The sequence below is a fragment of the Ensifer sp. Root954 genome, from assembly GCF_001429005.1.
In the GTDB taxonomy this organism is placed as follows: Bacteria; Pseudomonadota; Alphaproteobacteria; order Rhizobiales; family Rhizobiaceae; genus Ensifer; species Ensifer adhaerens.
In genome coordinates this window covers 755,597-767,645 of the sequence record NZ_LMJM01000023.1, presented here as the reverse complement: position 1 = coordinate 767,645, position 12,049 = coordinate 755,597, and the positions used below count along the sequence as shown (strand labels likewise).

Here is a 12,049-nt window from a genome sequence, read left to right as displayed (position 1 = left end):
GGAGATTACTCGACCACCTTCGGAACGAGGAAGAAATTGCGATCGGAATTCGGCGCATTGGCAACGATGTCGTCGGCCTTGTTGCCGTCCGATACGGTGTCCGTCCGCTTCTTCATATCCATCGGCGTGACCGAGGTCATCGGCTCGACGCCATCGACATTCACTTCGGAGAGCTGCTCGACGAAACCGAGGATGCCATTGAGCTCACCCATCATCCGTTCGGCTTCTTCTTCGCTGACGGCGATACGGGCAAGGCGCGCGACGCGCTTCACGGTGGCAAGGTCTACGGACATGATCGTCTCCGGTAACTGGAACTTCCCCCGCTATAATGGCGCAGGGCGAGCCACGCAACGGGGGAATTGCCGGAGGACCGGGCCTCTCGTCAAAAGGCCCGGCGCAACATCAGATCTCGACGACGCCGCCGACGTGCGGCGTCGCCACCTTGGTCGACGCGCTTTCCATGCCGGCAACGAAGGTTTCCGGGGTCTGGTCGATGATCGGGAACGAGCCGTAATGGCAGGGGATGGCTGTCGAGAACTTGAAGAAGCGCTGGCAGGCAAGGGCCGCAACCGCCCCGCCCATGGTGAAACGATCGCCGATCGGCACGATGCCGATCTCCGGCTGATGCAGCTCGTTGATCAGCGCCATGTCGGAGAAGATGTCCGTATCACCCATGTGATAGAGCGTCGGCTCGTCCTCGAAATGCAGCACCAGGCCGTTGGCATTGCCGAGCGAGTGCGAGACGCCGTCCTCGGTCAGCTGCGCCGACGAATGCAGCGCGTTCACGAAGGTTGTCGAGAAACTACCGAGATTGATCGTGCCGCCGGTGTTCCCCATTTCCAGCGCCTTGACGCCATGCCGGCCGAGCCAGGCGGCAAGGTCGGCATTGGCAACGACCGTCGCGCCCGTCTCCTTGGCGATCGCAATGGTATCGCCGACATGGTCGCCGTGACCATGGGTCAGGAGTATGTGGGTGAGCCCGGCGGTCGCGTCCCGGCGCTCCTCGTCGCGGAACGCCGGATTGCCGGTAAAGAAAGGGTCGATCAGGATTTTGGACTTTGCCGTTTCGATGTGAAAGGCGGCATGGCCGAGCCATTTGATCTTCATGACGATCTCCCTGATGATTTGTCTGTCGCAACAGCATATGGATCAGACAACTCTCCGCGCAAAGATCGAATCGACAATCCCATGGCAATTCTCACCATCGAAGAACTCGCAGCCCAGCTACAGCCGAACCAGGCGATTGCAGGCCTCGACCTCGGCACGAAAACGATCGGCCTCTCGGTCTCCGATCTCGGTCGCCGCTTTGCGACCCCGCGCGAGGTGATCCGTCGGGTCAAGTTCGGCGTGGACGCGAAGGCGCTGCTGTCGGCAGCGACGAAAGAAAAGATCGCGGCCTTCGTCATCGGCCTGCCCGTCAATATGGACGGCAGCGAGGGGCCGCGCTGTCAGGCGACCCGCGCCTTCGTGCGCAACATGGAACAGAAAACGCCCCTGCCCTTTGCCTTCTGGGATGAACGGCTTTCGACCGTCGCGGCCGAGCGGGTGCTGATCGAGATGGACGTGTCACGACGCAAGCGGGCCGAACGCATCGATTCGGCCGCGGCCTCGTTCATTCTTCAGGGCGCGCTCGACAGGCTGGCGTCGCTGGCAAGAGACGGCCTCTCGGACTGAGGGGCCGCGGCACCGAAGCGGCGACGATACCAGGCGGCGATCTGGCGGCGCTTGCGAAAGCCGATAATGGCGAAAACGATCAGGCTGTCGACGACGATCGCGCGGGCTACGAGCGGCGGAATGGTTTCCGGCGGGATGCCGAGGACATTGCCGTAGATCTGGAACACCAGATCATGGGTTTGGCGCGTCAGCATAAAGAAGCCGAAGCTCATGTCGTAGTACGACAGGCCATACCAGGAGCCCAGCAGCAGGATCGGCCCGCCCCAAAGGATCAGAAACCACTTCATGCGGCTCCCCTTTCCGAGATCTGCCGAAAGACAACTGGGTAAATCGCGCGGTCAGCCAGCACGACGGCCACAAGAACCATCGCGGGAACTGCGATATCTAGCGCCAGTCCGGCAAAAAACATCATCATGATGATCATAAGACCAGTTCTCACCGAACCGCTCCATTCCGGAATCCATTAAAATGCCGGATCAATCTCCGCCCTTGCGGCGACCCGCGCAACGTAAACCATTTGTTAAGGTTAATTTTCACAGGGCAGTCCGGTCGCGGATCCTTGAAGCGGGACACTCCCGTTTGATCGCCGCCTCGTGCCACCAGCGCATTCCGGTCGGCGATGATTTGAGGTAGCGATAGACGTCCCGCACGCAGGCCCTCCCCCATGACCGTCGTCTTTGAAAGCATTCTTCCCGTCTTCCTCCTGGTTCTGCTTGGCGCCTGGCTCAAGCGTTCGACCTTGATCGATCAGGGTCTTTGGCTCGGGCTCGAGCAATTCGGCTACTTCATCCTTTTCCCGTCGCTGTTGTTTTCGACGCTCGCCCAGGCCGATTTTGCCGGATTGAAGGCCGATGCGACGGCGATCGCAACGATCGGAAGCGTCAGTTTGATGTCGGTCTTCGTGCTGCTGTTGTGGCCGATGCTGCGGAACCGCCAGGTATCAGGTGCGTCCTTCACCTCGGTCTTCCAGACGGCGACACGCTGGAATGGGTTCATGGCGCTGGCGATCGCGCAGAAACTCTATGGCCCGATCGGCCTGACACTGACCGCCCTGGTGATGACGCTCGTGATCGTCCCGATCAATCTCTACAATATCGGTGTTCTCGTCTGGTTCGGCGGTGGCAATCGCGACTTCCGCCGCTTCTTCGCCAAGATCGTCACCAATCCGCTGATCGTCGCCTCGGTGCTCGGTATTCTCGTCAACATGATCGGATTGAAGATCTACGGCCCAGTGATGGCCACGATCGATATGCTGGCAAGCGCCTCGCTCAGCCTCGGCCTGGTGATGGTCGGTGCGGGCCTGCGGGCATCCGATGCGCTCAAGCCCAGCAGGACGGCGTTGCTCGCGGTCTTCCTCAAGCTGATCGTGATGCCGGTCTTCATGGTGAGCGCGAGCTACTTGCTCGGCATTCGCGGCGATGCTCTGCTGGTCATCGCGCTCGGCGCGGCCGTGCCGACCGCGATGAACGGCTATCTACTGGCCAAGCAGATGGATGGCGACGCCGAACTCTATGCGGCGGTCGCGACCGTCCAGACGGTCGTTTCGTTCTTCACGATACCGCTGGTCCTCTACCTGACGGCTTACGCCGCAGGGGGCTGACGGCCTATCCCGCAGCGGCCTGACGGCTTACGCCGGACGTCCTGCGGCTCAGGCCGCAGGGGGATAGAGAAGGTCGAGGATGTAGGCGGAATCGAAGCGCGAATCGAGCATGCCGTAGGTCGAGCGCCACCCGGCAGCCAAGCGCGATTCGAGGAAGGCATCGGCAATGCGACCGGCACCGAGACGGTAGAGCTCGGCGGCAGCGGCGGCGAGCGCCAGTTGCTCGACCAGCATGCGGGCCGCACCCTCATCACGCTCGCACAGCGACATAGCCGCGCGCAGCACGTCGATCGTCTTGCGACCGGACGGGCCGAGATCGCGGGCCAGCACGACGAAGAGCTGCTCGAACAGATCCTTGCCCTTGGCGAGAACCCGCAGCACATCCAGCGCCATGACGTTACCGGAGCCTTCCCAGATGGCATTCACAGGCGCTTCGCGGTAGTGGCGCGCCAGTGCCCGCTCTTCCACATAGCCGTTGCCGCCGAGGCACTCCATCGCCTCATAGATCAGAGCCGGCGCGATCTTGCAGGCCCAGTATTTCGCAACCGGCGTCATGATCCGCGCGTAAGCCGCGTCTTCCACGCTGCTGCGCGCCTTGTCGAAGGCTTCGGCCAGGCGGAACGAAAGTGCGCTTGCCGCGGCAACGTCGAGCGCCATGTCGGCGAGCACCCGCGTCATCATCGGCTGGCTGACGAGCGGCTTGCCGAAAACCTTGCGGCCGCGCGTATGATGTACGGCTTCGGCAAGCGAGGCGCGCATCATGCCGGCGGAAGCGAGCGCGCAGTCGAGCCGCGTCAGCGTCACCATGTCGAGGATCGTGCGGAGGCCGGCATCCGGCGCGCCGAGAATGAAGCCGAACGTGTCTGAGAACTCGACCTCGGAAGACGCATTGGAGCGGTTGCCGAGCTTTTCCTTCAGCCGCTGGAACCGCAGGCCGTTGGCGCTGCCGTCTTCCAGGAGCCTCGGTACCAGGAAGCAGGCAAGCCCTTCGCGGGTCTGCGCCAGCATGACGAAAGCGTCGCTCATCGGCGCCGACATGAACCACTTGTGGCCATTCAGCCGATAGATGCCCTCGCCCACCCGTTCGGCCGTCGAAGTGTTGGCGCGCACGTCGGTGCCGCCCTGCTTCTCGGTCATGCCCATGCCGACGGTGACGGCCGACTTCTGCATCCACGGACGGTTGGTGGAATCGTACTTTCGCGACAGGATCTTCGGCGCCCACTCCTTCTGCACCGCCGGCGACGCAGTGATCGCTGCAAGCGATGCACTGGTCATCGTCAGCGGGCAGAGATGACCGCATTCGAGCTGCGCCGTCAGATAGAAGCGGATCGCCCGCGTCTTGTGCGACTGGTTGCGCTCGTCCGGCAGATTTTCCCACGCGGACGCGTGCAGGCCCGAGGACATCGAGCGGCGCATCAGCGCATGCCAGGCCGGGTGGAACTCGACGACATCGAGACGCTCGCCGCGCGGCCCGTGGGTCTTCAGCTTCGGCGGACCTTCGTTCGCCATGCGCGCCAGTTCCTGGGCCTCCGGCGAGGTGACGTAGCGGCCGAGCACGTCGAACTCATCGCGCAGCGTCTTGCTCATGCCCGATGTGATGTCGACCACCAGCGGATCGGAGCGATAGGCGTTGACACCGGACCAGGGCTTGGGCTGGTTGAGCTCGGCGAGTTTCTGTTCAGTCCGGTTCATCTGATTCATGGGCCGGTTCTAGCGCAAGTTTCTCGACCACGGAACGGGGCGAAGAAAAGATAGGATCGCCGTTGCAAGTTTTCTGCGGACTGAACCGCGCAAGCCTTGCCGTGCCGGGGACCAGGTCTTATAGAGCGACCACATTTCCAGAGCGCAAGGGCGGCCCATGATCACTTTCCCGCATCGCCACCTGCTCGGCATCAAGGGGCTCACGGAGCAGGATATCACCTATCTGCTCGATCGCGCCGATGAAGCCGTCCAAATCTCCCGTCAAAGAGAAAAGAAGACGTCCACGCTTCGGGGTCTGACGCAGATCAACCTCTTCTTCGAGGCCTCGACCCGCACGCAATCTTCCTTCGAGCTTGCCGGCAAACGCCTTGGCGCCGACGTGATGAACATGTCGGTCGGCAATTCCTCGGTGAAGAAGGGCGAGACGTTGATCGACACGGCGATGACGCTGAACGCCATGCACCCGGACGTGCTGGTCGTGCGTCACTCCTCGGCCGGTGCCGCAGCCCTTCTCGCACAAAAGGTCTCCTGCTCCGTCGTCAATGCGGGCGACGGCCAGCACGAGCACCCAACGCAGGCGCTGCTCGACGCGCTGACGATCCGCCGCGCCAAGGGCAAGCTCTCGCGCATCATCGTGGCGATCTGCGGCGACGTGCTTCACTCGCGCGTTGCGCGCTCCAACATCCTGCTCCTGAACCAGATGGGCGCACGGGTTCGGGTCGTCGCACCGGCGACGCTGCTTCCCTCCGGGATCGCCGACATGGGCGTCGAAGTCTACCACTCGATGGCCGAGGGCCTGAAGGATGCCGATGTCGTCATGATGCTGCGCCTGCAGCGCGAGCGCATGGCCGGGTCCTTCGTGCCGTCTGTACGCGAATACTTCCACTACTACGGGCTCGATGCGGAAAAGCTGAAGGCAGCCAAGGCGGATGCGCTTGTCATGCATCCCGGGCCGATGAACCGCGGCGTCGAGATCGCCTCGGAAATCGCCGACGGGCCGCAGAGCGTGATCGAACAGCAGGTCGAGATGGGCGTTGCCGTGCGCATGGCGGTTATGGAAACGCTGCTTCTCTCGCAGAACCAGGGGCCGCGCACATGACCAGACCACTCGTTCTGAAGAACCTTCGCATCGTCGATCCCTCGCGCAATCTCGATGAAGTCGGCACTGTTATCGTCGGCGACGACGGCCTTATCCTTGCTGCCGGTGCCGATGCCCAGAACCAGGGCGCGCCGGATGGCGCCTTCGTCAAGGACTGCGCCGGCCTCACCGCCGTTCCGGGCCTCGTCGATGCCCGCGTCTTTGTCGGCGAACCGGGAAGCGAACACCGCGAGACCTTCGAGTCCGCATCGCGGGCCGCCGCTGCCGGCGGCGTCACCACCTTCATCGCCATGCCGGAGACCGACCCTGTCATCGACGACATCGCGCTCGTCGAGTATGTGAAGAAGACGGCGCGCGACAAGGCGCTCGTCAACGTACACCCGGCCGCAGCGCTGACCAAGGGTCTTGCCGGCGAAGAGATGACCGAGTTCGGCCTGCTTCGCGAAGCGGGTGCTGTCTGCTTCACCAATGGTCGTCGCTCGATTCACGACACGCTGGTCCTGCGCCGCGCCATGACCTATGCGCGCGAATTCGGCGCCGTCATCTCCCTTGAGACCCGCGACAAGTATCTCGGTGCCAACGGCGTCATGCACGAGGGCCTGCTTGCAAGCTGGCTCGGCCTTTCCGGGATCCCGCGCGAAGCGGAGATCATTCCGCTCGAGCGCGACCTGCGCATCGCCGGACTGACGCGTGCCGCCTATCACGCCGCCCAGATCTCGGTTCCCGAATCGGCCGCCGCGATCCGTACCGCACGCGAGCGTGGCGCCAACGTCACCTGCGGCGTGTCGATCAACAATCTCGCGCTCAATGAGAACGACATCGGCGAATACCGGACATTCTTCAAGCTTTCGCCGCCGCTGCGCAGCGAGGACGACCGGATCGGGATGGCCGAGGCACTGGCCGACGGCACGATCGATATCATCGTCTCCTCGCACGACCCGCAGGACGTCGACACCAAGCGGCTGCCCTTTGCCGATGCTGCCGATGGGGCGATCGGCCTGGAAACGCTGGCCGCGGCCGCGCTTCGCCTGCATCACAGCGGCCAGGTTCCGCTGATGCGCCTGATCGATGCGATGTCGACGCGGCCGGCGGCGATCTTCGGTCTCGACGCCGGTACGCTGAAACCCGGCGCCAAGGCCGATATCACCGTCCTCGATCTCGACGAGCCCTGGGTGCTTTACGAAGAGGCGATCGTTTCTCGCTCCAAGAATACGCCGTTTGAAAATGCGCGCTTTACCGGGCGGGTCGTGCAAACCTATGTTGCCGGCAAGCTGGTGCATTCGGCCTAAGCCGAAAGCGGTCGCGCGGGAGGGGAACCGGTGGATCTATTGTCCTGGCAGCTTGGGCTGCCCTTTACGCTCTTAAGCCTTGCCTTCGGCTATCTCCTTGGCTCGATCCCGTTCGGACTGATCCTGACGCGCATGGCCGGGCTCGGCGACGTGCGCAAGATCGGCTCCGGCAATATCGGCGCGACCAATGTGCTGCGAACCGGCAGCAAGAAGCTTGCTGCCGCAACGCTGTTGCTCGATGCCCTGAAAGGCTCCGCCGCAGCGTTCATCGCATCCTACTGGGGCGTCGAGGCGGGAATCGCCGCGGGCTTTGCCGCCTTCATTGGCCATCTCTACCCGGTCTGGCTTGGCTTCAAGGGCGGCAAGGGTGTCGCCACCTATATCGGCGTCCTGCTCGGCCTTGCTCCCCTCATGGTGCTTGCCTTCGCGGTCATCTGGCTCGGCATGGCGAAAATCAGCCGCTACTCCTCATTGTCCGCCCTGGTTGCAACGGCTATCATTCCGGTTCTACTTTACGCGGCAGGCAACGAGAAGGTCGCCCTCCTCTTTACCGCCATGACGGTCATCACCTGGGTGAAGCACCGCGCCAACATTCAGCGGCTGCTCGCCGGCACGGAAAGCAAGATCGGAGACAAGGGATAATGTCTGAGGCCAGCGCAGGACGAAACGGAGTGGCGCTGACCGAACGACAGAAGATATCCTGGCTCCGGCTCATTCGCAGCGACAATGTCGGCCCCATCGCCTTCCGCGACCTGATCAACCATTTCGGCACCGCGGAAAATGCGCTCGACGCCTTGCCTGAACTGTCGCGGCGAGGTGGAACCAGGCAGACCTATCGTGTGGCTTCCGTAAGCGAGGTCGAACGGGAACTCGAAGCTGCCCGACGCCATGGCGCTGTCTTCATCGGCATCGGCGAAGCAGCCTACCCCTCGGCACTCAGGCAGATCGACGGTGCTCCCCCTCTGCTCGCGATGAAAGGCGATCTCAGCGCGGCTGGCCGCCCGTCGCTCGGCATTGTCGGCTCGCGCAACGCGTCGGTCAGCGGCGCAAAGTTTGCGGCGATGATTGCGTGCGACGCCGGCCGCGCCGGTTATGTCGTGACCTCAGGTCTTGCGCGCGGCATCGATACGGCCGCCCACCGCGCCAGCCTTGATACCGGCACGATCGCTGCCCTTGCCGGCGGTCTCGACCGTCCCTATCCGCCCGAGAACGTCGGCCTGCTCGAAGAAATCACGGCCGGTCGGGGCCTCGCGATCAGCGAAATGCCTTTCGGCTGGGAGCCACGGGCGCGCGACTTTCCGCGCCGCAACCGGCTGATCGCCGGCATCAGCCTCGGCGTTGCGATCGTCGAGGCCGCGCACCGCTCCGGCTCGCTCATCACCGCGCGCTACGCCGCCGATTTCGGCCGGCTCGTTTTTGCGGTTCCCGGCTCGCCGCTCGATCCGCGCTGCCATGGCACCAACGATCTCCTGAAACAGGGCGCGATCGTCACGACCGGCCCGGATGACGTGATCGAGGCGCTGGCGCCACTCAGCCAGCTGGAGCTGCCGCTGCCGGGCGTGCGGGAACCGGATGGTCAGGCGCGGGTTGGTGTTCCGGCGAGCGCGAGCGACGGCGACCGCGCCGCGGTCAGCACCGCGCTCGGCCCGACGCCGGTCGAGATCGACGATATCGTCCGCCACACCGGGCTTTCGCCGGCTCAGGTCTATCTGCTTCTGCTGGAACTTGATCTGGCCGGTCGGCTTGATCGCCATGCTGGCGGCCTCGTGTCGCTCGCGACGCCCGAATGATGACAAGCCACAGCCACAGGCGGGCACGCCAGCGGGACCAATCACACGTTTCAGATCGCAGATTCCGCGTGTTTCCGCATGGTTCGCCCACTGGCCTCTCTTCGTTATTTTGGGCGAACCCCCTTGACCCCGTTCGAATCCCTGTCCATTTCGGGGCGTCGATATCAGGCGAAGTACGGCGCAAACGGCGCTGACGCCGAACCAGGACCGGTTGTCTCAGAAAATGACGATGAATGTTGTAGTGGTGGAATCGCCTTCCAAGGCAAAGACGATCAACAAGTACCTGGGCCCCGGCTACAAGGTACTGGCTTCGTTTGGTCACGTGCGCGACCTGCCGGCGAAGGACGGTTCGGTCCGTCCCGACGAAGACTTCGAGATGTCCTGGGAAGTCGACAGTGCCTCGGCGAAACGCATGAAGGACATCGCCGACGCGGTCAAATCCGCCGACGGCCTCATTCTCGCAACCGACCCGGATCGCGAAGGTGAAGCGATTTCCTGGCATGTGCTTGACCTTCTGAAGAAGAAGAAGGTGCTCGGCGACAAGCCGGTCAAGCGCGTGGCCTTCAACGCCATCACCAAAAAGGCCGTTCTCGAAGCAATCGCTCATCCGCGCGACATCGACACCTCGCTGGTCGACGCTTACCTGGCGCGCCGCGCACTCGACTATCTCGTCGGTTTCAACCTCTCGCCGGTGCTCTGGCGCAAGCTGCCGGGCGCCCGCTCGGCTGGCCGCGTGCAGTCGGTGACGCTGCGCCTCGTCTGCGATCGTGAAAACGAGATCGAGCGCTTCATCTCCGAGGAGTACTGGAACATCTCGGCGCTCTTGAAGACGCCGCGCGGGGACGAGTTCGAGGCGCGTCTCGTTTCGGCCGATGGCAAGCGTCTTGCGCCGAAGGCTGTCGGCAACGGCGAAGAAGCAAATCGTCTCAAGACCCTGCTCGATGGCGCCGCCTATGTGGTCGATAGCATCGAAGCAAAGCCGGTCAAGCGCAACCCGTCGCCGCCTTTCACCACCTCGACACTGCAGCAGGCCGCCTCCTCCAAGCTCGGCTTCTCCGCTTCGCGCACCATGCAGGTCGCGCAGAAGCTCTATGAAGGCGTCGACATCGGCGGCGAGACGGTCGGTTTGATCACCTATATGCGTACCGACGGCGTGCAGATGGCGCCGGAAGCGATCGAAGCCTCGCGCCTTGCGATCGCCAGCCAGTTCGGCGACCGCTATCTACCGGAAAAGCCGCGTTTCTATTCGACCAAGGCGAAGAATGCCCAGGAAGCGCATGAGGCCATCCGCCCGACCGATTTCAACCGGACGCCGGACCAGGTTCGCCGTTTCCTCGATGGCGACATGCTCAGGCTATACGACCTCGTCTGGAAGCGCGGCATCGCCAGCCAGATGGCATCGGCCGAGATCGAGCGTACGACCGCGGAAATCACTGCGGACAATGGCGGCCAGAAGGCCGGTCTGCGCGCCACCGGCTCGGTTATCCGCTTCGACGGCTTCATCGCTGCCTATACGGATGCCAAGGAAGACGGCGAACAGACTGATGACGGCGACGAGGATGGCCGCCTGCCGGAGATCAATGCGCGCGAAAACCTCGCCAAGCAGAAGATCAATGCCTCGCAGCATTTCACTGAGCCGCCGCCGCGCTATTCCGAAGCAAGCCTGATCAAGAAGATGGAAGAGCTCGGCATCGGCCGTCCCTCCACCTATGCCGCCACCGTCACGACCCTGCTCGATCGCGACTACATCACCAACGACAAGCGCAAGCTCATCCCCCAGGCCAAGGGACGGCTGGTGACGGCGTTCCTGGAAAGCTTCTTCACACGCTATGTCGGCTACGACTTCACCGCGTCGCTCGAAGAAAAGCTCGACCAGGTCTCCGCCGGCGAGGTCAACTGGAAAGACGTGCTTCGCGACTTCTGGAAGGATTTCTTCGCCCAGATCGAGGAAACCAAGGAACTGCGCGTAACGAACGTGCTCGACGCGCTGAACGAGGAACTGGCGCCGCTGGTCTTCCCCAAGCGCGAGGACGGCGGCGATCCGCGCATCTGCCAGGTCTGCGGCACCGGCAAGCTGTCGCTGAAGCTCGGCAAGTACGGCGCCTTCGTCGGCTGCTCGAACTATCCGGAGTGCAACTTCACCCGCCAGCTTTCCTCCGACAGCAACGGCGAGGAGGCGGCGGTCTCGAACGAACCGCAGGCGCTCGGCAAGGATCCGCATACCGGCGAGGAAATCACGCTCAGGAGCGGCCGCTTCGGCCCCTATGTCCAGCGTGGCGACGGCAAGGAAGCCAAGCGCTCGAGCCTGCCGAAGGGCTGGACGCCGTCGACGATCGACCACGAGAAGGCGGTCGCGCTGCTGTCGCTGCCGCGCGATATCGGTGCCCATCCGGAATCCGGTAAGATGATCTCAACCGGGCTTGGCCGCTACGGACCGTTCGTGCTGCACGACGGCACTTATGCCAATCTCGAATCGATCGAGGACGTCTTCTCGATCGGCCTCAATCGCGCCGTCTCGGTTCTCGCCGACAAGCAGTCGAAGGCCGGTGCCGGCCGGGGCCGCACCGCTGCCGCGTCGCTCAAGGAACTCGGTGACCATCCCGACGGTGGCCCGATCACCGTTCGTGACGGCCGTTACGGCCCCTATGTCAACTGGGGCAAGGTCAACGCCACCCTGCCGAAGGGCAAGGATCCGCAGTCGGTGACGGTCGAGGAGGCACTTGTGCTGATCTCTGAGCGTGCTGCCAAGGGCGGAACGGCCAAGGGGAAGGCGACCAAGGCCAAGACGACCAAGGCAGCGGCGAAGTCCGAGGACGGCGCCAAGGCGACCAAGGCTAAGGCCAAGGCGCCCGCCAAGAGCAAAACAAAGACGGCCGCCAAGGCCAAGAAGGACTGA

At 63.4% G+C, this 12,049-nt stretch carries 12 protein-coding genes; 7 read left to right on the top strand and 5 right to left on the bottom strand.

All coding sequences use genetic code 11. The annotated features are described in order from the left end of the window. Positions 1-5: 5 nt before the first annotated feature. The gene (gene gatC, locus ASE71_RS17730; protein WP_034795408.1) at positions 6-293 is read right to left on the bottom strand and encodes an Asp-tRNA(Asn)/Glu-tRNA(Gln) amidotransferase subunit GatC; all 288 of its coding nucleotides are present in this window, start codon (positions 291-293) and stop codon (positions 6-8) included. A 109-nt stretch (positions 294-402) separates the two neighbouring features. Next, positions 403-1,107: a metal-dependent hydrolase gene (locus tag ASE71_RS17725; protein WP_034795392.1), complete on the bottom strand. Its 705-nt coding sequence runs from the start codon at positions 1,105-1,107 to the stop codon at positions 403-405. Positions 1,108-1,188: 81 nt separating this feature from the next. Between ASE71_RS17725 and ruvX the strand changes: the two genes are divergently transcribed. Continuing rightward, a complete protein-coding gene (gene ruvX / locus ASE71_RS17720; protein WP_060522217.1) occupies positions 1,189-1,674 on the top strand; it encodes a Holliday junction resolvase RuvX in 486 nt (161 codons plus the stop codon). On the opposite strand, the gene ASE71_RS17715 is transcribed toward ruvX, so the two are convergent. After that, a complete protein-coding gene (locus tag ASE71_RS17715; RefSeq protein WP_060522216.1) occupies positions 1,620-1,961 on the bottom strand; it encodes a DUF6105 family protein in 342 nt (113 codons plus the stop codon). The genes ruvX and ASE71_RS17715 overlap by 55 nt on opposite strands. Further along, on the bottom strand, positions 1,958-2,098 hold the full coding sequence (locus ASE71_RS36475; RefSeq protein WP_089045732.1) for a hypothetical protein: 141 nt from the start codon (positions 2,096-2,098) through the stop codon (positions 1,958-1,960). Before ASE71_RS36475 ends, ASE71_RS17715 begins: the two co-directional genes overlap by 4 nt. Before the next feature lie 240 nt (positions 2,099-2,338). Here ASE71_RS36475 and ASE71_RS17710 point away from each other — a divergent pair, with 240 nt between their 5' ends. Beyond that, entirely contained in the window at positions 2,339-3,274 is a 936-nt protein-coding gene (locus tag ASE71_RS17710; RefSeq protein ID WP_060522215.1) for an AEC family transporter, read from the top strand. A 48-nt stretch (positions 3,275-3,322) separates the two neighbouring features. On the opposite strand, the gene ASE71_RS17705 is transcribed toward ASE71_RS17710, so the two are convergent. Beyond that, positions 3,323-4,975, bottom strand: a complete 1,653-nt coding sequence (locus tag ASE71_RS17705; RefSeq protein WP_060522214.1) for an acyl-CoA dehydrogenase family protein — start codon at positions 4,973-4,975, stop codon at positions 3,323-3,325. 157 nt (positions 4,976-5,132) lie between these two features. On the opposite strand from ASE71_RS17705, the gene ASE71_RS17700 reads away from it, so the two are divergent. The 5 genes from ASE71_RS17700 (at position 5,133) to topA (ending at position 12,049) form a co-directional block, all read left to right on the top strand. Then, entirely contained in the window at positions 5,133-6,074 is a 942-nt protein-coding gene (locus ASE71_RS17700; RefSeq protein WP_034795379.1) for an aspartate carbamoyltransferase catalytic subunit, read from the top strand. After that, positions 6,071-7,363, top strand: a complete 1,293-nt coding sequence (locus ASE71_RS17695; protein WP_034795376.1) for a dihydroorotase — start codon at positions 6,071-6,073, stop codon at positions 7,361-7,363. The genes ASE71_RS17700 and ASE71_RS17695 overlap by 4 nt, the downstream gene beginning before the upstream one ends. A 30-nt stretch (positions 7,364-7,393) precedes the next feature. After that, on the top strand, positions 7,394-8,005 hold the full coding sequence (gene plsY, locus ASE71_RS17690) for a glycerol-3-phosphate 1-O-acyltransferase PlsY (RefSeq protein WP_060522213.1): 612 nt from the start codon (positions 7,394-7,396) through the stop codon (positions 8,003-8,005). Next, complete coding sequence (dprA, locus tag ASE71_RS17685) at positions 8,005-9,153, top strand: DNA-processing protein DprA (RefSeq protein ID WP_060522212.1); 1,149 nt, start codon at positions 8,005-8,007, stop codon at positions 9,151-9,153. The genes plsY and dprA overlap by 1 nt, the downstream gene beginning before the upstream one ends. Before the next feature lie 229 nt (positions 9,154-9,382). Continuing rightward, positions 9,383-12,049 carry a type I DNA topoisomerase gene (gene topA, locus ASE71_RS17680; protein ID WP_060522211.1) on the top strand — a complete coding sequence of 889 codons (2,667 nt, stop codon included), beginning with the start codon at positions 9,383-9,385 and terminating at the stop codon, positions 12,047-12,049.